This window comes from Streptomyces sp. Root1310 (assembly GCF_001426425.1).
In the GTDB taxonomy this organism is placed as follows: Bacteria; Actinomycetota; Actinomycetes; order Streptomycetales; family Streptomycetaceae; genus Streptomyces.
In genome coordinates this window covers 111,126-132,055 of sequence record NZ_LMEQ01000001.1, presented here as the reverse complement: position 1 = coordinate 132,055, position 20,930 = coordinate 111,126, and the positions used below count along the sequence as shown (strand labels likewise).

Annotated in this window: 20 protein-coding genes and 1 pseudogene; 14 read left to right on the top strand and 7 right to left on the bottom strand. The window is 72.3% G+C overall.

Annotated features, from left to right (window positions below):
- Positions 1 to 8: 8 nt before the first annotated feature.
- The 6 genes from ASD48_RS00630 to ASD48_RS00605 form a co-directional block, all read right to left on the bottom strand.
- Positions 9 to 998: a zinc-dependent alcohol dehydrogenase family protein gene (locus ASD48_RS00630; RefSeq protein WP_057599341.1), complete on the bottom strand. Its 990-nt coding sequence runs from the start codon at positions 996 to 998 to the stop codon at positions 9 to 11.
- Positions 995 to 1,819 carry a carbohydrate ABC transporter permease gene (locus tag ASD48_RS00625; protein ID WP_020130505.1) on the bottom strand — a complete coding sequence of 275 codons (825 nt, stop codon included), beginning with the start codon at positions 1,817 to 1,819 and terminating at the stop codon, positions 995 to 997. The genes ASD48_RS00630 and ASD48_RS00625 overlap by 4 nt, the downstream gene beginning before the upstream one ends.
- Positions 1,816 to 2,754: a sugar ABC transporter permease gene (locus tag ASD48_RS00620; protein WP_057599340.1), complete on the bottom strand. Its 939-nt coding sequence runs from the start codon at positions 2,752 to 2,754 to the stop codon at positions 1,816 to 1,818. The genes ASD48_RS00625 and ASD48_RS00620 overlap by 4 nt, the downstream gene beginning before the upstream one ends.
- Positions 2,751 to 4,121, bottom strand: a complete 1,371-nt coding sequence (locus tag ASD48_RS00615) for a sugar ABC transporter substrate-binding protein (RefSeq protein WP_057599339.1) — start codon at positions 4,119 to 4,121, stop codon at positions 2,751 to 2,753. Before ASD48_RS00615 ends, ASD48_RS00620 begins: the two co-directional genes overlap by 4 nt.
- 79 nt (positions 4,122 to 4,200) lie before the next feature.
- On the bottom strand, positions 4,201 to 4,971 hold the full coding sequence (locus ASD48_RS00610) for a DeoR/GlpR family DNA-binding transcription regulator (RefSeq protein WP_057599338.1): 771 nt from the start codon (positions 4,969 to 4,971) through the stop codon (positions 4,201 to 4,203).
- A 263-nt stretch (positions 4,972 to 5,234) separates the two neighbouring features.
- Positions 5,235 to 6,059 (bottom strand): NAD(P)-dependent oxidoreductase, encoded by an 825-nt coding sequence (locus ASD48_RS00605; RefSeq protein WP_057599337.1) that lies wholly within the window; start codon positions 6,057 to 6,059, stop codon positions 5,235 to 5,237.
- A gap of 238 nt (positions 6,060 to 6,297) precedes the next feature.
- Here ASD48_RS00605 and ASD48_RS00600 point away from each other — a divergent pair, with 238 nt between their 5' ends.
- Together ASD48_RS00600 and ASD48_RS00595 are read left to right on the top strand one after the other, a co-directional pair.
- Entirely contained in the window at positions 6,298 to 7,239 is a 942-nt protein-coding gene (locus tag ASD48_RS00600) for a 5-dehydro-4-deoxyglucarate dehydratase (RefSeq protein ID WP_242432474.1), read from the top strand.
- On the top strand, positions 7,240 to 8,415 hold the full coding sequence (locus ASD48_RS00595) for a hypothetical protein (protein ID WP_057599335.1): 1,176 nt from the start codon (positions 7,240 to 7,242) through the stop codon (positions 8,413 to 8,415).
- Here the strand turns inward: ASD48_RS00595 and ASD48_RS00590 are convergent.
- Positions 8,352 to 9,593, bottom strand: a complete 1,242-nt coding sequence (locus tag ASD48_RS00590) for an MFS transporter (RefSeq protein ID WP_057599334.1) — start codon at positions 9,591 to 9,593, stop codon at positions 8,352 to 8,354. The genes ASD48_RS00595 and ASD48_RS00590 overlap by 64 nt on opposite strands.
- Before the next feature lie 240 nt (positions 9,594 to 9,833).
- Here ASD48_RS00590 and ASD48_RS00585 point away from each other — a divergent pair, with 240 nt between their 5' ends.
- From ASD48_RS00585 to ASD48_RS00535, 12 genes and pseudogenes are all read left to right on the top strand, one after another.
- Positions 9,834 to 10,436 (top strand): TIGR03086 family metal-binding protein, encoded by a 603-nt coding sequence (locus ASD48_RS00585; RefSeq protein ID WP_057599333.1) that lies wholly within the window; start codon positions 9,834 to 9,836, stop codon positions 10,434 to 10,436.
- A gap of 27 nt (positions 10,437 to 10,463) precedes the next feature.
- Positions 10,464 to 10,517: pseudogene (locus tag ASD48_RS46115) on the top strand (hypothetical protein); the annotation flags it as partial.
- Positions 10,518 to 10,710: 193 nt separating this feature from the next.
- On the top strand, positions 10,711 to 11,472 hold the full coding sequence (locus ASD48_RS00580) for an MBL fold metallo-hydrolase (RefSeq protein WP_057599332.1): 762 nt from the start codon (positions 10,711 to 10,713) through the stop codon (positions 11,470 to 11,472).
- 178 nt (positions 11,473 to 11,650) lie between these two features.
- Positions 11,651 to 12,331, top strand: a complete 681-nt coding sequence (locus ASD48_RS00575) for a GntR family transcriptional regulator (RefSeq protein WP_028806956.1) — start codon at positions 11,651 to 11,653, stop codon at positions 12,329 to 12,331.
- The gene (locus ASD48_RS00570; protein WP_057599331.1) at positions 12,328 to 13,239 is read left to right on the top strand and encodes a dihydrodipicolinate synthase family protein; all 912 of its coding nucleotides are present in this window, start codon (positions 12,328 to 12,330) and stop codon (positions 13,237 to 13,239) included. The genes ASD48_RS00575 and ASD48_RS00570 overlap by 4 nt, the downstream gene beginning before the upstream one ends.
- Positions 13,236 to 14,981 carry an L-arabinonate dehydratase gene (araD, locus tag ASD48_RS00565; protein WP_057599330.1) on the top strand — a complete coding sequence of 582 codons (1,746 nt, stop codon included), beginning with the start codon at positions 13,236 to 13,238 and terminating at the stop codon, positions 14,979 to 14,981. The genes ASD48_RS00570 and araD overlap by 4 nt, the downstream gene beginning before the upstream one ends.
- A 220-nt stretch (positions 14,982 to 15,201) precedes the next feature.
- Positions 15,202 to 16,137, top strand: a complete 936-nt coding sequence (locus ASD48_RS00560) for a sugar ABC transporter permease (RefSeq protein ID WP_057599329.1) — start codon at positions 15,202 to 15,204, stop codon at positions 16,135 to 16,137.
- Positions 16,138 to 16,172: 35 nt separating this feature from the next.
- Positions 16,173 to 17,033: a carbohydrate ABC transporter permease gene (locus tag ASD48_RS00555; RefSeq protein WP_242432538.1), complete on the top strand. Its 861-nt coding sequence runs from the start codon at positions 16,173 to 16,175 to the stop codon at positions 17,031 to 17,033.
- Positions 17,030 to 17,365 (top strand): hypothetical protein, encoded by a 336-nt coding sequence (locus ASD48_RS00550; RefSeq protein WP_057599327.1) that lies wholly within the window; start codon positions 17,030 to 17,032, stop codon positions 17,363 to 17,365. The genes ASD48_RS00555 and ASD48_RS00550 overlap by 4 nt, the downstream gene beginning before the upstream one ends.
- The gene (locus ASD48_RS00545) at positions 17,362 to 18,540 is read left to right on the top strand and encodes a Gfo/Idh/MocA family oxidoreductase (RefSeq protein ID WP_057599326.1); all 1,179 of its coding nucleotides are present in this window, start codon (positions 17,362 to 17,364) and stop codon (positions 18,538 to 18,540) included. Before ASD48_RS00550 ends, ASD48_RS00545 begins: the two co-directional genes overlap by 4 nt.
- A complete protein-coding gene (locus ASD48_RS00540) occupies positions 18,540 to 19,394 on the top strand; it encodes a PmoA family protein (RefSeq protein ID WP_057599325.1) in 855 nt (284 codons plus the stop codon). Before ASD48_RS00545 ends, ASD48_RS00540 begins: the two co-directional genes overlap by 1 nt.
- Positions 19,391 to 20,899 carry a glycoside hydrolase 43 family protein gene (locus ASD48_RS00535; protein WP_057599324.1) on the top strand — a complete coding sequence of 503 codons (1,509 nt, stop codon included), beginning with the start codon at positions 19,391 to 19,393 and terminating at the stop codon, positions 20,897 to 20,899. Before ASD48_RS00540 ends, ASD48_RS00535 begins: the two co-directional genes overlap by 4 nt.
- Positions 20,900 to 20,930: the final 31 nt, after the last annotated feature.

The following is a 20,930-nucleotide window of genomic DNA, read 5'->3' as shown; positions in this document are numbered from 1 at the left end:
CTCCGGGCCTACGGCACCACCACGATCTTGCGGCCGACGCCCGCCGCGAACTGTTCCAGCGCCCGCGGGTACTCCTCCAGGGGCAGCCGGTCGCTGATGAAGACCTCCGGGTCCAGCACCCCGTTCGCGAAGAGTTCGGCGGCCCGCTCGAAGCTGTGCAGGACGGCCATCGAGCCGGTGACGGTGATCTCCTGGTTGTAGATCCGGTACGGGTCGATCGTGACCCGGGTCGCGTAGTCGGCGACGCCGAACTGCAGGAACGTCCCCGCCTTCGCCACCCGGCCCAGACCGTCCTGGATCGCCGCCGCGTTGCCCGTCGCGTCCACGACCAGGTCCCAGCCCCGCGGCCGCTCCAGTTCGTCCGCGTTCGCCGCCGCCCCGGAGACGCCCAGTCGGCGGGCGGTCTCCAGCCGCGCCGGATTGAGGTCCACCACGTCCACGCTCGCCGCGCCGGTGCGCTTCGCCAGCTCCAGCATCATCAGCCCCATCGTCCCGGAGCCGTAGATCAGCACATGCGCGCCCAGCCGCGAGCGGAGCACGTCGTAGCCGCGCACCGCGCACGACAGCGGCTCGATCAGCGCCGCGTCCTGGGTGCGGATGTGCTCGGGCAGCCGTACGCAGTTGGCCACCGGCGCCACCGCGTACTGTGCCGCGCCCCCCGCCGTGGTGACGCCGATCGCGGCCCAGCGCTCGCACAGGTTGTTGTGCCCGGTACGGCAGTAGCGGCACTCGTGGCAGTACAGGGAGGGGTCCACCGCCACCCGGTCGCCCACCGACACCTCCGTGACCTGTGTGCCGACCCCCACGACCGCGCCCGCGAACTCGTGCCCCGGCACGATGGGCAGCTTCGGCGCGAACTCGCCCTGGAGGATGTGCAGATCGGTGCCGCACAGTCCGCAGGCGGCGACCTCCACGACCACCTCGCGCGGCCCTGGCGTCGGGTCGGGGACCTCGGTGACGACGGCGCGGCCCACGGACTCGATGACGGCGGCCTTCATTTCACGGCTCCCAAGGACAGGCCCTGGACCAGTTTGTCCTGGGCGGCGAACCCCGCGGCGAGCACCGGCAGGGAGATGACGAGCGAAGCGGCGCACACCTTCGCCAGGAACAGGCCCTGGCTGGTGATGAAGCCGGTCAGGAAGACGGGGGCGGTCTCCGCGACCACGCCCGTGAGCACCCGGGCGAACAGCAGTTCGTTCCAGCTGAAGATGAAGCAGATCAGGGCCGTCGCCGCGATGCCGGGCAGCGCGATCGGGGCGACCACGCGCGCGAGGATCGTCGGCAGCCGCGCCCCGTCCACCCGCGCGGCCTCGATGATCGCCACCGGCACCTCGGCCAGGAACGACTGCATCATCCACACCGCGATCGGCAGGTTCATCGAGGTGTAGAGGATGACCAGCAGCCAGATGTTGTCCAGCATCCCCGCGTTCTTCGCGAACAGGTAGATCGGCAGCAGGCCCGCCACCACCGGCAGCATCTTGGTCGACAGGAAGAAGAACAGGACGTCCGTCCACTTCTTCACCGGCCGGATCGACAGCGCGTAGGCCGCCGGGAGGGCGAGGAGCAGGACGAACAGGGTCGACGCGACCGACGCCACCACCGAGTTGACCAGCGCGGGCCAGGGGCTCGCGCCGCCGCCGGTGCCGAAGAACTCGCGGTAGCCGTCGAGGGTGAGGGCGGCGGTGAAGGACGGTGGGTTGGTGGCCGCGTCCTGCTCCGAGTGGAAGGAGGTCAGGGCCATCCAGGCGACCGGCAGGAAGAACACGATCCCGGTCACCCAGGCCAGCAGCCCGAGGCCGCCTCTGCGTACGACGTTCATGCGCGGGACACCTCCTCACGGAACAGGGACGAGACGACCCGCAGGGCGAAGGTCGCGATGACGATCGAGCCGATGACCACCAGGACGCCCGCGGCCGAGGCGAGGCCGTTCTCATGGGCCTGGTAGAAGCTCTGGTAGACGGTGTAGGGGAGGTTCGCCGTGCCCAGTCCTCCCGAGGTGATGGTGAAGACCGCGTCGAAGTTCTGGACGATGTAGATCGAGCCGAGCAGGGCGCCCAGCTCCAGGTACCGGCGCAGGTGCGGCAGGGTCAGATGGCGGAAGATCTGCCAGTCGCTGGCGCCGTCGACCCGGGCCGCCTCGATCTGCTGCTGGTCCCGGCTCTGCAGGCCTGCCAGCAGGATCAGCATCATGAACGGCGTCCACTGCCAGACCAGGGAGGCCTCCACGGCGAGCAGCGGGGTGTCGGAGATCCAGTCCGGCTGGGGGCCGCCCACGTAGTGCAACAGGCCGTTGAGCAGGCCGTACTCAGGGTTGTAGAGGACGTGCTTCCAGAGCAGGGCCGCCGCCACCGGCACCACCAGGAAGGGCGCGATCAGCAGTGTGCGGACCACGCCCCGGCCCCGGAACCGACGGTCCAGGAGCAAGGCCAGGGCCAGCCCCAGCACCAGGCTGACCAGCACCACGGTCGCCGTCAGCAGGACGGTCGTCCACACCGAGTGGCGCAGGTCGGCGTCGGTCAGGACCTGGTGGTAGTTGTCGAACCCGGTGAAGCGGCGGGCCTTGGGGTAGAGGGCGTTCCAGTCGAAGAAGGAGATCACCACCGTGGCCACGAACGGGAGCTGGGTGACCACGATCATGAAGACCAGGGCGGGGAGGAGCGGGGCCCGGGTCGCCCAGGCGCGCAGCCTGGCGTTCGGCCCGTGGCGGGTGGGTGCGGGAGGTGCGGCCACGGGGGCCGTCGTCGTCGCGGTCATCGTCCCTCGTACTCCTCGGAGATCCGCTCGGCGAGCGCTTGCGACTTCTTCAGGGCCGACTCGACGGACTGGCGTCCGGCGATGGCCGCGCTGATCTCCTGGGAGACCTTGGTGCCGAGGTCGGTGAACTCGGGGATGCCGACGAACTGGATGCCGGGCGCGGGCCGCGGCTGCACTCCCGGGTCGTTGGGCTTCGCCGCCTCGATGGCCTGCTTCGTCATGTCCTGGAAGGCGGACGCCTCTTCGCGGTAGTCCGCGTTCTCGTACGTCGACGCCCGTTTGCCGGCCGGGACGTTCGACCAGCCGATCTCCTCGCCGACCAGCTGCTCGTACTGCTTGCTCGACGCCCAGGAGACGAACTTCCAGGCCTTGTCGGCATTGCGGGAGGCCTTCTGGATGCCCCAGGCCCAGGTGTAGAGCCAGCCGGAGGAGCCGGTGCGCTCCACGGGGGCCGGGGCGTAGCCCATCTTGCCCTTGACCGGGGACTTCGCCGCCTCCAGGGAACCGGCCGCGGAGGTGGCGTCGTACCACATGGCGACCTTGCCCTGGGTCATGTTGTTCAGGCACTCGGCGAAGCCGGACTGGGCGGCTCCGGACTCGCCGTGGTCGCGGACGAGGTCGACGTAGAACTTCGTCGCCTTCCCGAAGGCTGGCGAGTCGAGTTGCGCCTTCCAGTTCTGGTCGAACCAGGTGCCGCCGAAGGTGTTCACGACGGTCGTCAGGGGCGCCATCACCTCGCCCCAGCCGGGCAGTCCGCGCAGGCAGATGCCCTTCATGCCGGGCTCGGCCCCGTCCGTCTTCGCCGCGAGGTCGGCCACCTGCTGCCAGGTGGGGTGGGCGGGCATGGTCAGACCCTTCGCGGCGAACACGTCCTTGCGGTACATGAGGAAGGACGACTCGCCGTAGAAGGGCTGGCCGTAGAGCTTTCCGTCGTCCCCGGTGAGGGACTCGCGCATCGGCTTCAGGACGTCCTTCTCGTCGTAGGCGGGGTCCGCCGCCACGTACGAGTCCATCGCGTGCAGCCAGCCGTTGCGGGCGTAGATCGGTATCTCGTAGTTGGACAGGGTCGCCACGTCGTACTGGCCCGCCTGGTTGGCGAAGTCCTGGCTGATCTTGTCGCGGACGTCGTTCTCCGGCAGCAGCGTGAAGCTGACCTTGATGCCGGTCTCCTCGGTGAAGTGGGCGGCGGTGAGCTTCTGCAGCTCGGCCATCTGGGGGTTGTTGACCATGAGGACGTTGAGGGAGTCGCCGCCGGAACCCGCCCCGCCGGCTCCGGCCCAGCAGCCGGAGAGCAGCGGGGCGAGCAGCGTCCCTGCGGCGACCGCGGCGAGCGTGGCTCGCGGCCTCCGTCGGCTCTGGGTGCGCATCGATCGCTCCTGGGCATAGGGGGATGTTTCGGGCAGCCCGAGGCGTGGCGGTGCCCTCGGGGGTGGGTGGTTCAGGGGTTCAGACCCGGATGACCTGAGGCCCCAGCAGTGAGTACCGGTGGGCCTCGGCCGCCGGCAGCAGCGTGCTCGTCACGATCGTCTCCAGTGCGCCCACCTCGGCGAACCGGCAGAAGCTGACCGCCCCGAACTTGGAGTGCACACCGGTGAAGACCACGCGCCGGGCCGCCCGCACGGCCTGCGTCTTGACCTCGCCGACGGCCGGGTCCGGGGTGGTCAGACCGTGTTCCCGGGAGATGCCGTTGGCGCCGATGTAGGCGAGGTCGACGACGAAGCCGGCCAGCATCTTCGTCGTCCAGTGGTCGACGGTGGCCAGCGTGCCGGAGCGGACCCGGCCGCCGAGCAGCAGCACGGACGTGTTCTCGGTCTCGGCGAGCGCGCCCGCGACCGGCAGGGACGCGGTGACCACGGTCAGCGGCCGGTCCCTGGGCAGCGCCTCGGCGATGAGCTGCGGGGTGAAGCCCTCGTCGACGAAGACCGTCTCGGCGTCCCCGAGCAGTCCGGCCGCCGCCGCGGCGATCCGGCGTTTCTCGGGCACGTGGCTGGTGGCGCGGAAGGCCAGTGTCGTCTCGAAGCCGGCGCTCTCCACGGGATAGGCGCCGCCGTGCGTACGGCGCACCAGGCCGTGGTCCTCCAGGGCGCGCAGGTCCCGCCGTACGGTCTCCCTGGCCACGCCCAGTTCGGCGGCGAGCGTGGCGACGTCGACCGCGCCGGTGGCGCGCGCGGCGCGCACGATCTCGCGCTGGCGCTCCTCCGCCGTTCTCGGCGTCATGTCCTCACCTCGCTCATCCGCCGTCCTGCCCGTTCGGGCCCGGTGAGGCCCATGGGGGAAGTTCTACAGCGGGTGCGCGGCACTGACCAGGCCTGTTGCGGGCCCGATACTGCCCGGGTGGGCCCGTTTGCGGCGCGGCCTGCCCGGCTCGGACCTGCGGGGCAGCCGGGCGGCGGGTGGGATCGGGCACGGCGCATGCCCGGATACGGCGGCGGGCGGGCCCGTTCGGTGCCCGCCCGCCGCCGGTGAGGTCCGTTTCCCGGTCAGTACGGCCAGATCGGCGGGTCGCTGACGAAGTGGCCGCCCAGGTAGGCGTGGGCGATGTTCTCCGGGTCCAGCTCGCCCTGCTCGGCGATCAGCTTCTCGGCGTACGGCTCGGAGTCGTCCTGCGGCTCGTAGCCGAGCGCCCGCGCGGTGCCGAGGTCCCACCACAGCCGGGTGTTGGCGGAGGAGCCGTAGACGACGGTGTGGCCGACGTTCTCGGCGGTCAGGGCCGCGTGGAAGAGGCGGGCGCCGTCGGCGGGGCTCATCCACAGCGACAGCATGCGCACGCTGGTGGGCTCGGCGAAGCAGGAGCCGATGCGTACCGACACGCTCTCCAGGCCGTGCTTGTCCCAGTAGAGCTGGGCGAGGTCCTCGCCGAAGGACTTGGACAGGCCGTAGAAGGTGTCCGGGCGGCGCGGGGTGTCGATCGGGATCAGTTCGCCCTCGTCGGGCGACCCGCCGTCCCGGGGGCGGGGGGTGAAGCCGACCGCGTGGTTGGAGGAGGCGAAGACGACGCGCTGTACGCCCTCCTCGCGGGCCGCCTCGTACAGGTTGTACGTGCCCGCGATGTTCGCGCCGAGGATCTTCTCGAAGGGAGCTTCCAGCGAGATGCCGGCGAGGTGGACGATCGCGTCGACGCCCCGCACGGCCTCCCGGACCGCGTCCTTGTCGGCCAGATCCGCGACGATCGCCTGCGGCTCGCCCTCGATCGGGCGCAGGTCGAGCAGGCGCAGTTCGTAGCCGTAGGCGGGCAGCAGGTCCCGCATCAGGGTGCCGAGGCCGCCGGCGGCGCCGGTGAGCAGGACGGTGCGCGGAGCGGGCATCCTCGGGTCTCCTTGGATCACGGGAAGAGTGGACGCATGTGTGGCCACGGTTCACATGCATGGACACGCTAAGGAGCGGTGGCGGCGCCCGTCAAGTGTCCTACAGGAGTGACGAAACTGCTGGTGTCTCGGGGGTTGCCACGCTTGACCCGGCTCGATCGGGCACCCTAGCGTGAGGTCGTTCAGGAATATGGACGCTGCTCAAGAATATGGACCCGTTATGGACCCGGGAGAGCCCGTGACGTCAGCCCCGCTCGCCGACCGCCTCCGCGTCCCCAGCGGACCACTGTTCTTCCCCGTCACCGCCTACGGCCCCGACGGCGCCCTCGACCTCGGCACCTACCGCGCGCACGTCCGGCGCGGCGTCGAAGCGGGTGCCGCCGCCGTCTTCGCGGCCTGCGGGACCGGCGAGTTCCACGCGCTCGTCCCTGAGGAGTTCGAGGCCTGTGTACGGGCGGCCGTGACCGAGACCGCCGGGCGGGTGCCGGTCGTCGCGGGCGCCGGCTACGGGACCGCGCTCGCCGTGCGCTACGCGAGGCTGGCCGAGTCGGCCGGGGCGGACGGCCTGCTCGCCATGCCGCCCTATCTCGTCGTCGCCGCCCAGGAGGGACTGCTGCGCCACTACCGGGAGGTGGCGGCCGCGACCGCCCTTCCGGTCGTCGTCTACCAGCGCGACAACGCCGTCTTCACCCCCGAGACCGTCGTCGCACTCGCCCGCACCGAGGGGATCATCGGCCTCAAGGACGGCCTCGGCGACCTCGACCTGATGCAGCGGACCGTCAGCGCCGTCCGCACCGAGGCCCCCGGCGACTTCCTCTACTTCAACGGTCTGCCGACCGCCGAACAGACCCAGCTCGCCTACCGAGCCCTCGGCGTCACCCTCTACTCCTCGGCCGTGTTCTGCTTCGCCCCCGAGATCGCCCTCGCCTTCCACCGGGCCCTCACCACCGGCGACGACACCGCCGTCCACCGTCTCCTCGACGGCTTCTACCGGCCGTTCGTCGAACTGCGGGCCCAGGGCCGCGGATACGCCGTCTCCCTGGTCAAGGCCGGGGTCCGGCTGCGCGGCCTCGACGTGGGCGAAGTGCGCCCGCCGCTGCACGAACCGAGCGAGGACCATGTCAAGCAGCTCGCCCAGGTGATCGAGCGCGGCTACGCGCTGCTGGAGGAGGACAGGTAAGTGAAGGCGTCGACGTTCGTCTACCCCTGGGACATCAACGGCGACCCCGGGGCTGCGGCCCGGATCGCCGCGCTCGGCGTGGAACAGGTGACCCTCGCCGCCGCCTACCACTCCACCCGCGCCCTCACCCCCCGCCACCCGCGCCACCGCATCGTCACCGCCGAGCACGCCGCCGTGCTGTACCCGACGGATCCGGCCGGCGACCGCTGGAAGGGCCGCACCCTGCGCCCGTATCCGGCCGGTGACTGGGCCCCCGGCGACGCCTACGGCGAGGCCGCCGAAGCGCTCGCGGGGGCCGGCCTCGACGTGCACACCTGGGTGGTCCTCGCGCACAACTCCCGGCTGGGCGCCGAGCATCCCGGCACCTCGGTCGTCAACGCCTACGGCGACCGCTACCCGTGGGCCCCCTGCATCGCCCAGCCCGCCACGCGCGCCTATCTCGTCGACCTCGCCGCCGAGGCCGCCGTACGCCCCGGCGCGGGCGGCACCGAACTGGAATCCCTCGGCTGGTACGGACTCCAGCACCTGCACGCCCACGACAAGACCGGTGGGGTCGGCCTCGGGGACGCCGGCCAGTACCTGATGGCGCTCTGCTTCTGTCCCGCCTGCCGGGCCGGCTACGGAGGGCAGGGCCTGGACGCCGACGCGCTCGCCGCCGCCGTACGGAAGGCGCTGGAGCCGCTGTGGCAGGGGGCGCCGGACGGCGGGGGAGGCTGGGCGGAGATCGAGAAGCTGCTCGGGGAGGAGACGGCGGCGGCCACGCGCGCGTGGCGCGACGAGACCGCCCGCACGCTCCAGGAGACCGCCGTGCGGGCGGTACGGGACGCCGCGCCCGGCGGCTTCCAGGTCCTGCTGCACGCCGACCCCGTGACGTACCACGTCGGCGCCAACCCGGGCGTCGACCCCGGCCACATCCTGTCCGTCGCGGACGGCGTCGTCGTGCCCTGCGCGGGCGGGACCGGCCTGCTGGCCCCCTTCGCCGGGCAGGGCCGCGAGGGCACGGTCGTCGCCGCCAACCTCGGCGTCGTCTCCGGCATGGGCGGCAGCCCGGGGACACTCGCCGCCGACCTGGCGCGGGCGCGCGCACGGGGGGCGACCGAACTGCGGCTGTATCACGCGGGATTGGCATCGGACGGGGACCTGGCGTCCGTACGCGAGGCGCTGGCCGCCCGCTGAGGGCCGCGCAGCAGCGGCAGGACCGCCAGCCGGGCCAGGGCCAGCAGCACCAGCAGTGGCCGGTACGGCACGAGTGCGACCAGGCCCGCGCCCGCCGCGAGGCCGACGGCGGTCGGCGCGTACATCAGGGTGCCGGCCGTTGCGGTGACCCGGCCGAGCAGCGCGTCCGGTGTCTCCCGCTGCACGGCCGTTAGCGCGGCGATCAGCACACAGGGCAGCCCCGTCCCGATCGCCGCGCCGCACACCAGGGCCACGGATTCCGAGGAGGCGGCGGCCTGCGCGGCGACCGCGACGGCCGTGAGGACGATCCCGTACGCGGCGAACCGGCGTTCCCCCAGCCGCCGCAGGGCGGGCCCCGAGAGCAGCCCCACCACGACCGAACCGGCGCCCTGGGCGGCGTAGAGCGTGCCCGCGAAGGCGGGGGAGCGCCCGAGGCCCTCGACGACGGCGTAGACCAGCGGGCCGCCGAGACCCGAGAGCAGCAGCGCCGCGCCTCCCGCCAGGACCAGCGGGCGCAGCCCGGGGTGGCCCCACAGGAAGCGGGCGCCCTCGGCGGTCTGCGCACGCCAGGAGGCGGTGGACGGCCGCGGGCGCTCCTCACGGACCCGCACGCACGCGTACAGCGCCGCCGCGCACCCGAAGGTGGCCGCGTCCAGGAGCGCCACCGCGGGGCCTCCGTAGGCCGCGTAGACGCCCGCGCCGGCCAGCGGGGCGACCAGCTTCATGCCCTCGGTGGTGGTCATGCGCAGCCCGTTGAAGTCGCCCAGCAGCTCCGGCGCGACGGCGGCGGCGACGAGCGCGGACTCCGCCGCGTCGGCGACCACCGAGGCGGCGCCGTACAGGAACAGCACCGCCCACAGCAGCCACAGCCGGCCGGCGGAGTCGACGGCGAGGAGGGTGAGCAGCAGCGCCGCCGGGCCCAGGTTGAGCGCGACGAGCAGCGGCTTGCGACGGCCGAGGTCGGCCAGGGTGCCCAACGGCGGCCCGAGCAGGGTGGGCACCCACAGGGCGAGCGCGCACAGCGCCGCGAGCCCGTTCGAGCCGGTGAGGTCCTTGACCCACACACCGGACGCCAGCCAGAGCGCCGAGGTGCCGAAACCGGAGACCGTCGACGCGGCCAGATAGAGCGCCGCGTCGCGGTCCCGCAGGACACGCGCCACGGACCAGTTCTTCGTCATGCCTGGTCATCGTGGAGCTGAGGGGGCCGCCCTGGCATCGGGCAGATGCCCCGTACGCGCCGCCCGCCCCACGGGAATCCGTGCGGCCCCGTCGGTCATGTCCCCGGGGCGCCTAAGGCGCCGGGCCCGGCGCCGGGCCCGGTGAACCACGTCCCCGGCGCGCCGGGGCCCGGCGCGGACGGAACGGAATCGCCCGGCGGTACACCGATGAGTTCGCGCGCCGCCACCGGTCCACCCCGTATGACCGACACGACAGCCGCACCCCCCTTCGACCTCGGCCCGCAGACCCTCATCGTGGCGCGCCTCGCGGACGGTGTCCGCGACGAGCAGCTCGCGGACGGGACACCCTGCCCGGGTTGCGCCGTCCGCAACATGCTCGGGCACCTCACCGGCCTCGCGGTCGCCTTCCGGGACGCGGCCCGCAAGGATCTGGGCCCCATGACCGACACCCCTCCGGACGCCGCCGCGCCGGAGATCGGCCCCGGCTGGCGCGAGGAACTCGCCAAGGCCCTCGACGAGCTCGCCGACGCCTGGCGCGATCCGGCCGCCTGGACCGGCATGACCCGTGCGGGCGGTGTGGACCTGCCCGGCGAGGTCGCGGGCGCCGTCGTCGCCGACGAACTGGTGATCCACGGCTGGGACCTGGCGCGGGCCACCGGCCAGGCGTACACGCCCGACCCGGCCGCGCTGGCGGCGGCGCACGGGTTCCTCGCCGCCGCCGCGGCCCGGGGCGAGCCCGGGAGCGGTGTCTTCGGCCCCGTGGTCCCCGTCCCGGACGACGCCCCGCTGCTCGACCGGGCGGTCGGACTGAGCGGCCGTGACCCGGGGTGGACCCGCGGCTGAGCCCTGCCGCCCGGCCGGCCGTACGCCGTGCTCCAGGTGAAGCACGGGCCGACGGACTTCCCGGTGCGTGAGCCGGTCCCGCCGGTACGGGGAGCCCGGCCGCGCACCCGGGTCGCCGTGGAGGTGCGAGCGGGCCGGTCGGGAATCCACCGGGCGGCAACGGCAATGTGTGTGCTGCCCGGGCCCCTGGGGAGCGGGGCACGGTTTCCTGCGGTCGCCGTGGACAAACGGAATCACAGCGCGTCCCGCGGGCCCGAAACGTACGCTCCCCACCATGCCCCTGAGCCTCACCGTCCTCGGTACCGCCTCCCCGCACCCGGGGCCGGGCCGCCCCTGCTCCGGCTATCTGCTGCGCGGAGCGGGGGCGGAGGTGTGGGTGGACGCGGGACCCGGGACGTTCGCCGAGTTGCAGCGGCACACGGATCCCGACCGGCTCACGGCGATCTGGATCTCGCACCTCCACGCCGACCACAGCGCCGATCTCCTCGCCGCCGCCTACGCCCTCGCCTACGGCGGGATGACCCCGCCGGCCCCGATCCCGGTCTACGCGCCGCTCGACTGCGCCCGGCGTCTCGCGGGCTTCTTCGGCCGCCCGGACGTCCGCTTCCTGAGCGGGGTCTTCGACTTCAGGGCCCTGTTCGACGGGCACACCGTGCGGCACTGGAACCTGCGCCTCAGCTCGCGCGCGGTGGTGCACGACACCGAGGCCTACGGGCTGCGGGCCGAGTGCCAGGGGAGCGTCCTCGCGTACTCGGGCGACACCGGGCCGTGCGAGGCCCTCACCGAACTCGCCTCCGGCGCCGATCTGTTCCTGTGCGAGGCGGACATCGACAGCCATCGCGAAGGCGAACGCGAGCAGCAGGTGCATCTCACGCCGGAGGAGGCCGGCGAGGCCGCCCGCAGGGCCGGGGTGCGCGAGCTGTACATCACCCATGTCGGGCCCACGCTGACCCGGGAGGCCGCGACCGCCCGGGCCTCCGTCGCCTTCGGAGCCCCCGCCCGGACCGCCCGCGAGGGCGAGACCCTCCCCTTCTGACGCCGCTCGGGGCACTCCGGCCCCGCCGGCCCCACCTCGGCAACCTCAACTTCCTTTGTCGGAAGCATTGACGAAACACGGGGCCGCTCCTACCTTCAACGCGTCGTACTTCGTACGTCATATATGAGACGCGATACACGAGATCCGAGATCAGACACGCGACATCCGAGAGGCGCGCATGACCTCTGTGCCCACGCCGATCCCGTCCCGCACGCAGTACGTGCTGGAGGAGATCAAACGCCGCATCCTCACAGGCCGGCTGACGCCCGGCCAGGCCCTGGTCGAGACCGAGCTCGCCGCGCAGTTCGGGGTCTCCAAGACCCCGGTGCGCGAGGCGCTCAAGACCCTGGCCGGCACCGGACTGGTCGTCATGAGCCAGTACAAGGGCGTCACGGTGCGCATGGTGGACGCGGACATGGCGCGCGAGGTCTACGACGTACGCCTGCTCCTCGAACCCGAGGCGCTGCGGCGGGCCGTACGGCGAGGCGCTTCGCTCGACGCCGCGCGCCAGGCCCTGACCAGGGCCGACGAGGCGACCGACACCGCCGAACGGTCGCTGGCCAACCGCGAGTTCCACCGTGCCCTGTACCTGCCGTGCGGCAACCCGCTGCTCGGCCGGATGCTCGACGAGGTGCGCGACCAGGCCGCCCTGGTCTCGGCCGTCGCCTGGGCCGCCTCTCCCTCCTGGGAACGGGAGGCGGGCGAGCACCGCGAGATCCTGCGGCTCGCCCTGGACGGCGACTCCGACGGAGCCGCCCGCGCCCTGCACGCCCACATCGCGTCGTTCGTGCACCGGGCGTTCCCCGAGACCGCCCAGGAGGCCCATGAGGGGCCCCGGGCAGAGAAAGGTCAGGAATGAGCAGCGTGGCGTTCGAGACCCAGCGTGCGGCCCTGGCCGACGTGGTGGCCATCCCGGTGACCCCGTTCGCCGAGGACGGCTCCGTCGACGGCGAAGCACACCGGGCCCTGCTGCGCCGGCTGCTCGACGGCGGGATCACCACCCTCACCCCGAACGGCAACACCGGTGAGTTCTACGCACTCACCCCCGAAGAGCGCCGCCTGGTCACGGAGGTGACCGTCGAGGTGGCCGGCGGCCGGGCGGCCATCCTGGTCGGCGTCGGACACGACGTACCGACCGCCGTCGCCTCCGCCCGGCACGCCCGCGAGCTGGGCGCGCAGATGGTGATGGTCCATCAGCCCGTCCACCCGTACGTGTCGCAGAGCGGCTGGGTCGACTACCACCGGGAGATCGCGGCGGCGGTGCCCGAGTTGGGTGTCGTCCCGTACATCCGCAACGCGCAGCTGCGCGGCGACCGTCTCGCCGAGCTCGCCGACGCCTGTCCGAACGTCATCGGCGTCAAGTACGCCGTCCCTGACGCCTCGCGCTTCGCCGCGTTCGCGCGGGACGCGGGCCTGGAGCGCTTCGTCTGGGTGGCCGGCCTCGCCGAGCCGTACGCCCCGTCCTACTTCTCCGCGGGCGCCACCGGCTTCACCTCCGGGCTCGTGAACGTCGCCCCTGCCGTTTCGCTGAACATGATCGAAGCGCTTCGATCAGGGGACTATCCGGCCGCGATGAAGGTGTGGGAACAGATCAGGCGCTTCGAGGAGCTCCGCGCCGCCAACGGTTCCGCCAACAACGTCACCGTCGTCAAGGAAGCCCTTTCCTCCCTCGGCCTGTGCCGCCGTGAGGTGCGCCCGCCGAGCCGGCCGCTGCCCGAGGACGAGCGTGCCGAGGTCGCCGCCATAGTGGCCGGATGGTCCATATGAAGCGCTTCGACGATCAAGCGCGCAAACGCCCGGAGGACCTCCGGAGCCACCAGTGGTACGGCGCCGAGGGCCTGCGCTCCTTCAGCCACCGGGCCCGCACCCGCCAGCTCGGCTACCTCCCCGAGGAACACCTCGGCAAGCCGGTCGTCGCGATCCTCAACACCTGGTCGGACATCAACCCCTGCCACGTCCACCTGCGCGACCGCGCGCAGGCCGTGAAGCGGGGCGTGTGGCAGGCGGGCGGGTTCCCGCTGGAGTTCCCCGTCTCCACGCTCAGCGAGACCTTCCAGAAGCCGACCCCGATGCTCTACCGCAACCTGCTCGCGATGGAGACCGAGGAACTGCTGCGCTCCTATCCCGTCGACGGGGCCGTGCTGATGGGCGGCTGCGACAAGACGACACCCGCGCTGCTCATGGGCGCGGCCAGCGTCGACCTGCCGACGGTCTTCGTCCCGGCCGGGCCCATGCTGCCGGGACACTGGCGCAACGAGGTCCTCGGCTCGGGCACCGACATGTGGAAGTACTGGGACGACAGGCGGGCCGGCCTCATCGGCGACTGCGAGCTGGCCGAGCTGGAGAGCGGCCTCGCGCGCTCGCCGGGCCACTGCATGACGATGGGTACGGCGTCCACGCTGACGGCCGCCGCGGAGGCGCTGGGCGTGACGGTTCCGGGCGCGTCGAGCATCCCGGCCGTGGACTCCGGGCACGACCGGATGGCGGCCGCCGCGGGCCTGCGCATCGTCGAACTGGTCCACCGGGACCGCAGGCTGAGCGAGATCCTCACCGCGGACGCGTTCGAGGACGCGGTGACGACCGTCCTCGGCCTCGGCGGTTCGACGAACGCCGTGATCCACCTCATCGCCATGGCGGGCCGCGCGGGCGTCAAGCTCACCCTCGACGACTTCGACCGGATCGCCCGGACGGTTCCCGTGCTCGCCAACGTGCGGCCCGGCGGCCAGAAGTACCTCATGGAGGACTTCCACTTCGCGGGCGGGCTCCCCGGCTTCCTCTCCCGGATCCCGGACCTGCTCCACCTGGAACGCCCGACGGTCTCCCACGACACGATGCGTGAGCAGCTCGCCGGCGCGCAGGTGCACGACGAGGACGTCATCCGGCCCCGGCACGACCCGGTCGCGAGCGAGGGCGGGGTCGCCGTCCTGCGCGGCAACCTCTGCCCGGACGGCGCCGTCATCAAGCACATCTCCGCCGAGCCGCACCTGCTCCGGCACACCGGCCCCGCGGTCGTCTTCGACGACTACCGGACCATGCAGCGCACCATCAACGACCCGGAGCTGGGAATCACCGCCGACACCGTCCTGGTGCTGCGGGGTTCCGGTCCCAAGGGCGGCCCGGGCATGCCCGAGTACGGCATGCTGCCCATCCCCGACCATCTGCTCAAGCAGGGGGTGCGGGACATGGTGCGGATCTCCGACGCCCGGATGAGCGGGACGAGTTACGGCGCGTGCGTCCTGCACGTGGCGCCCGAGTCGTACGTCGGCGGACCGCTCGCCCTGGTCCGCACGGGGGACTCGATCACCCTCGACGTGGAGGCCCGTTCCCTCCGGCTCGACGTGGACGACGAGGAGCTGGAGCGGCGCAGGGCGGAGTGGACGCCGCCGCCCGTCCGGTACGAGCGCGGCTACGGCGCGCTCTACAACGAGCAGATCACCCAGGCCGACACCGGCTGCGACTTCGAGTTCCTGGCCCGTCCGGGCAAGGTCGCGGACCCGTACGCGGGCTGACCGCACCGGCACGGCAGGGCCCACCCCTGTGCAGGGAGAAAGCGCTTCACCCGCACGAAAGCACGACGCACGCGAAAGCACGACGCACGCGAAAGCACGACGCACGCGAAAGCACGACGCACGCGAAAGCACGACGCACGCGAAAGCACGACGCACGCGAACGCACGACGCACATGAACGCACGACGCACCGAGAGACGTACCGAGAACGGAGAACAGTCATGGCCCAAGCCGCAGCCGTGGCGAAGCCGCCCGCGCCACCCCGGCGGCGCCGTGCCTCCGCCACGCCCCGCAGACTGCCGTACCTGCTGATCGCGCCGGCGGCCCTGCTGATGCTGGGCTTCATCGCCTACCCGGTCATCAGCGTCTTCTACTACAGTCTGCAGAACTACAACCCCACCAAACCGTGGCGCAACGGCTTCGCGGGCTTCGACAACTTCGTCCACGCCTTCACCGACGACCCGCAGTTCTGGGACACGCTGACCTTCAGCGCCAAGTGGGTCTTCGTCGAGGTCGGACTCCAGCTGCTGTTCGGTCTGGCCCTCGCGCTGATCGTCAACCAGACCTTCGTGGGGCGCTCCCTCGGCCGGGCGCTGGTCTTCTCCCCGTGGGCCGTCTCCGGAGTGCTGACCTCCGCGATCTGGGTGCTGCTCTACAACTCCCAGACCGGCATCACCCGTTACCTCGCGGACATGGGAATCGGCGAGTACGGCACCAGCTGGCTGTCGGACACCTCCACCGTCTTCCCGGCGGCGGTCATCGCCGACCTGTGGCGCGGTGTCCCCTTCTTCGCGATCCTCATCCTCGCCGACCTCCAGTCCGTCTCCAAGGACCTGTACGAGGCCGCCGAGGTCGACGGCGCGAGCCGGATCAAGCAGTTCTGGCACATCACCCTGCCCCACCTGAAGGACGCCATCGTCCTGTCCACCCTGCTGCGCGCGGTGTGGGAGTTCAACAACGTCGACCTGCTCTACACGCTCACCGGCGGTGGCCCGGCGGGGGAGACCACCACCCTCCCGCTCTACATCGCCAACACCAGCGTCGACGCACACAACTTCGGCTACGCGTCCGCCCTCACCACGGTCGCGTTCGTGATCCTGCTCTTCTGCTCGATGGTCTATCTGCGGCTGAGCAAGTTCGGAGGAGGCGACAAGTGATCACCAAGGAGGCCACCGAGGTCACACCCGTCCCCGTGCGCGTGACCGACGCGCCCGACCGGCGCCCGTCCCGGCAGAGGCGCGCCTGGGACGAGGCCCCCCGCTGGCAGATCTACCTCCCGCTGTCGATCTACCTGGTCTTCACCCTCGTCCCCTTCTACTGGATCCTGCTCTTCGCGCTGCGCCCGGCCGGCTCGACCTCGCTCGTGCCCTGGCCGATGACCTTCGACCACTTCGAGAAGGTCTGGAACGAGCGGGACTTCGCCGTCTACTTCCAGAACAGCGTGCTCACCGGAGTGGCGACCCTGCTGCTCACCACCGGCGTCGCCCTGGCGGGCGGCTACGCCCTGGCCCGCTTCGACTTCAGGATCAAGCGCGGCTTCATGCTCGCCCTGCTGTGCACCCAGTTCGTGCCGGGCGCGCTGCTCCTCGTGCCGCTCTTCCAGATCTTCGCCGAGCTCAAGATGATCAACTCGCTCGGCAGTGTCATCATCGCCGAGACGGTCTTCCAGCTGCCGCTGTCGATGATCCTGATCAGCGGCTTCATCCGGAACGTGCCGTACTCCCTGGAGGAGGCCGCCTGGGTCGACGGGTGCAACCGGCTCACCGCCTTCCGGATCGTCGTCCTCCCCCTGCTGCGGCCCGGGCTGATCGCCGTCGGTTCCTTCGCCTTCGTGCACGCCTGGAACCACTTCCTGTTCGCCCTGATGTTCCTGTCCGACCAGACCAAGCAGACGATCCCCGTCGGCCTCAACACCCTGATGAGCGCGGACAGTGTCGACCTGGGCGCGCTGGCCGCGGGCGGCATCATCGCCGCCGTCCCCGTGGTGCTCGTCTTCGCCTTCATCCAGAAGTGGCTGATCACCGGCTTCAGCGCGGGGGCGGTGAAGGGATGAGCATCCGGCAGATCACGGTGAAGGCAGCGTCGTCGGGGCTGCTCCGCGTGCCCGCGCGGGCCGGTGCCCGGGACGCCTCCCGGGACACCCTCGCCGCCGGCGACGGCCGGGCGGCCCACGGCTCCGGCACCACCGGGGGAGACGCCCACGTCACCACCGTCACCGACAGCGCCGGAGCCGACCGCGCCGGAGCCGACCGCGCCCTCGGCGGCGGCGAACGCGACCTCACGGCGGACGTCGGCCGGGCGCCTACCCTGCACACAAAGATCGACAGCGCCGCGGTGGCCGACCGCGAGCCGGCACGCGGCGCGGGCGCAGGGAGGATCCCATGAGCACCGCCGAACCGATGAGCAGCCCGGTCCCGATCGTCCTCGCGGGCGCGCGCGGCCACGGCCGCTGGCACCTGGACAACATCCGCCGGCTCCAGGACAAGGGCATCGTCCGCCTGGCGGGCGTCTGCGAGCTGACCCCGCTGACCCCGGCGGAGATCCCCGAGGGCCTCGGCACGCCCGAGCAGTCCGCCGACTTCGGCGCGCTGCTGGACACGACCGGTGCCCGGATCGCCGTCATCTGCACCCCGATCCCCACGCACACCGACCTGGCCCTGATCGCGGCCCGCAAGGGGGTGCACCTGCTTCTGGAGAAGCCGCCCGCGCCCTCCTACGCCGAGTTCCGCCGGATGGCGGACGGGGTCGCCGAGGCGGGCGTGGTCTGCCAGATCGGCTTCCAGTCACTGGGCTCGCACGCCGTGCCCGCGATCCGCGGGATGATCGACGACGGGGTGATCGGCGAGATCGCCGGGGTCGGCGGCGCCGGCGCCTGGGCCCGGCCCGAGTCGTACTACCGGCGCGCTCCCTGGGCGGGCAGGCGACGGCTGAACGGCGTCGACGTGATCGACGGGGCGCTCACCAACCCGCTCGCGCACGCCGTCGCCACCGCCCTCGCGCTGGCCGGCGCCACCCGCGCCACCGACGTCACCGGCATCGAGACCGAGCTGGCGCACGCCAACGCCATCGAGTCCGACGACACCTCCTGCGTCCGCGTCCGCACCGCCGACGGCCGCGAGATCGTCGTCGCGGCCACGCTGTGCGCCGAGGACCCCGACGACCCGTACGTCGTCGTGCACGGCAGCCGTGGCCGGATCACGTACTGGTACAAGCAGGACCGCGTCCTGCTGCAGCGGGCCGGCCACGGCCCCGAGGAGTCCGAGTACGGCCGCACGGACCTGCTGGAGAACCTCGTCGAGCACCTCACCGACGGAACGGAACTGCTGGTCCCGCCCGCCGTGACCGAGTCGTTCATGCGGGTCGTCGAGGCGATCCGGGTCGCCCCCGACCCGGTCCGGGTGCCCGACGACGCCTGGCGCCTGCTGCCCGGCGAGGAGCGGCGGGTCGTCCCCGGCATCGACGGACTCGTCGCGGCCGCCGCCGACACCCTCGCCCTCTACTCCGAACTGGGCGCCCCCTGGGCGTTCACGACCGCGCATCCGAAAGAGGTGAGCCCCTGATGACCGCAACCGCACCCGACGCACCGGTCGTCCTGCGTGTCGCCGGCCGCCCGGTCGCCCGCTACGTGACCCGGCCCGAGCTGCCCGCCCGGCTCTCCCCGCGGCCGTATCTGCACCCCGTCACCACCCTGGCCGGCACGGCGGTCACCGAACTGAGCCCGGCCGACCACACACACCACCTCGGCGTCGGTGTAGCCGTACCCGACGTCGAGGGGCACAACTTCTGGGGCGGGCGCACCTACGTCCGCGACCGGGGCCCGGCCGAGCTCGACAACCACGGTGCCCAGCGGCACGGTTCCTTCCAGCTCCGCGACCCGGACGGCTTCGTGGAGGAGCTGCGCTGGGTCGCCGCGGGAACCGAGCTGCTGCGCGAGCGCCGTACGGTCGCGGCCACCGAACTCACCGACACCGCCTGGGCGCTGGACTTCACCTTCTCCCTGACCAACGTCACCGCGGGAACGCTGTCCATCGGCAGCCCGGCGACGAACGGGCGCCCCGGAGCGGCCTACGGCGGCTTCTTCTGGCGGGCCCGCAAGGAGGACGCGGCCCCCGAGGTCTTCACCGCCGGCACGGAGGGCGAGGCGTCCGTCCACGGTGCCCGCGCCGACTGGCTCGCCCTGGCCGGCGCCCGATGGACCCTGGTCTTCGCCGGGGCCACCGCCGCCACCCGCCGCGACCCCTGGTTCGTCCGCACCGCCGAGTACCCGGGCGTCGGCTCCTCGCTCGCCTCCGCGCAGAGGCTGCGGGTTCCGCCGGGCGAGACGGCCGTACGCCGCATCGTCACCGTCGTCGCCGACGGCCGCCTGGACCGGCACGAGGCGGCGGCACTGGTGCGGAAGGCGGTCAGCCAGTGACGCACGAGACGTACACCAACCCCGTACTGAACGCCGACTGGTCCGACCCGGACGTCGTGCGGGTCGGCGACGACTTCTACCTCACCGCCTCCAGCTTCGGCCGCGCCCCCGGCCTGCCCCTGCTGCACTCGCGCGATCTGGTCAACTGGACGCTCATCGGCCATGCCCTCGAACGCCTCGAACCAGCCGCCGAGTTCCGGTCCCCGCGGCACGACTGCGGAGTGTGGGCGCCGTCCCTGAGGCACCACGACGACCGCTTCTGGATCTTCTGGGGCGATCCCGACCAGGGCATCTTCCAGGTCAACGCCCCGCAGATCAGGGGCCCCTGGTCGCGGCCGCACCTGGTGAAGGAGGGCAAGGGGCTCATCGACCCCTGCCCTCTCTGGGACGAGGAGACGGGCGAGGCCTATCTGGTCCACGCCTGGGCCAAGTCCCGTGCGGGCGTCAAGAACCGGCTCACCGGCCACCGGATGCACCCGGAGGGGACGGCCGTCCTCGACGAGGGCAAGGTGATCGTCGACGGGGACCGGATCCCCGGCTGGTTCACCCTCGAAGGGCCGAAGCTGTACCGGCACGACGGCTGGTTCTGGATCCTCGCGCCCGCCGGGGGAGTGGAGACCGGCTGGCAGGGCGCCTTCCGGGCCCGGGACTTCTTCGGCCCGTACGAGGAGCGGATCGTCCTGGAGCAGAAGGACACCGAGGTCAACGGCCCCCACCAGGGCGGCTGGGTGCGCACCCGGTCCGGCGAGGACTGGTTCCTGCACTTCCAGCAGCGCGGCGCGTACGGCCGGGTCGTCCACCTCCAGCCGATGCGCTGGGCTCCGGACACCTGGCCGGTGATCGGCGACGAGGGCGCGCCCGTGCTCGAGCACCGGCGTCCCGACCTGCCCGCGGGGCCGCCCGCAGCGCCCGCCACCGACGACGACTTCCCCGGCGGACGCTTCGGCCGCCAGTGGTCGTGGACCGCCAACCCGCAGGACGGCCTCGCCACCCAGCACTCCGCCGACGGACTGCGCCTGACCTGCGTGCGGACGGCCGACGCACACGACCTGCGCAGGCTGCCGAGCGTCCTGACGCAACGGCTCCCCGGGCTCCCGTCCGTCGTGGAGGTGGAGCTGGAGCTGCACAGCGAGGAGCCGGGTGCCGCCGCCGGGCTCGCGGTCCTCGGGGACGCCTTCGGCTGGATAGGGCTCCAGCGGGGTACCGACGGGGCCGTCCACCTCGTGCACCGGTTCGCCGAACCGGTGGCCGAGCGAGAGCGGGACGCGGCCCACCCGCGGCCGGCCCCCCGGGGACGGGCACGCCTGCGGATCGAGGTCGGTACCGGAGCACGTTGCCGTTTCGCGTACGACATCGGTGACGGCCTGCGCTGGTCGGGGCCCGTGTTCGCCGCCACGCCCTGGCGCTGGGTCGGTGCGCTGCTGGGCCTCTTCGCCCTGGCGCCACCCGGAACCGGGCACGCGGGAGCGGCCTCGTTCGACGAGTTCCGGATCAGAACGCTCTGACCCACCTGTTCCGTAAGCCTGTTGGGAGACG

Excerpts from the sequence above, each read along its gene's own strand:
- ASD48_RS00585 (WP_057599333.1), top strand. The coding sequence starts at position 9,834 with ATGACCGACACGACAGCCGCACCCCCCTTCGACCTCGGCCCGCAGACC.
- ASD48_RS00590 (WP_057599334.1), bottom strand. The coding sequence starts at position 9,593 with ATGACGAAGAACTGGTCCGTGGCGCGTGTCCTGCGGGACCGCGACGCG.
- ASD48_RS00625 (WP_020130505.1), bottom strand. The coding sequence starts at position 1,819 with ATGAACGTCGTACGCAGAGGCGGCCTCGGGCTGCTGGCCTGGGTGACC.
- ASD48_RS00610 (WP_057599338.1), bottom strand. The coding sequence starts at position 4,971 with ATGACGCCGAGAACGGCGGAGGAGCGCCAGCGCGAGATCGTGCGCGCC.
- ASD48_RS00630 (WP_057599341.1), bottom strand. The coding sequence starts at position 998 with ATGAAGGCCGCCGTCATCGAGTCCGTGGGCCGCGCCGTCGTCACCGAG.
- araD (WP_057599330.1), top strand. The coding sequence starts at position 13,236 with ATGAAGCGCTTCGACGATCAAGCGCGCAAACGCCCGGAGGACCTCCGG.
- ASD48_RS00570 (WP_057599331.1), top strand. The coding sequence starts at position 12,328 with ATGAGCAGCGTGGCGTTCGAGACCCAGCGTGCGGCCCTGGCCGACGTG.
- ASD48_RS00615 (WP_057599339.1), bottom strand. The coding sequence starts at position 4,121 with ATGCGCACCCAGAGCCGACGGAGGCCGCGAGCCACGCTCGCCGCGGTC.
- ASD48_RS00550 (WP_057599327.1), top strand. The coding sequence starts at position 17,030 with ATGAGCATCCGGCAGATCACGGTGAAGGCAGCGTCGTCGGGGCTGCTC.
- ASD48_RS00575 (WP_028806956.1), top strand. The coding sequence starts at position 11,651 with ATGACCTCTGTGCCCACGCCGATCCCGTCCCGCACGCAGTACGTGCTG.
- ASD48_RS00605 (WP_057599337.1), bottom strand. The coding sequence starts at position 6,059 with ATGCCCGCTCCGCGCACCGTCCTGCTCACCGGCGCCGCCGGCGGCCTC.
- ASD48_RS00545 (WP_057599326.1), top strand. The coding sequence starts at position 17,362 with ATGAGCACCGCCGAACCGATGAGCAGCCCGGTCCCGATCGTCCTCGCG.
- ASD48_RS00620 (WP_057599340.1), bottom strand. The coding sequence starts at position 2,754 with ATGACCGCGACGACGACGGCCCCCGTGGCCGCACCTCCCGCACCCACC.
- ASD48_RS00540 (WP_057599325.1), top strand. The coding sequence starts at position 18,540 with ATGACCGCAACCGCACCCGACGCACCGGTCGTCCTGCGTGTCGCCGGC.
- ASD48_RS00560 (WP_057599329.1), top strand. The coding sequence starts at position 15,202 with ATGGCCCAAGCCGCAGCCGTGGCGAAGCCGCCCGCGCCACCCCGGCGG.
- ASD48_RS00580 (WP_057599332.1), top strand. The coding sequence starts at position 10,711 with ATGCCCCTGAGCCTCACCGTCCTCGGTACCGCCTCCCCGCACCCGGGG.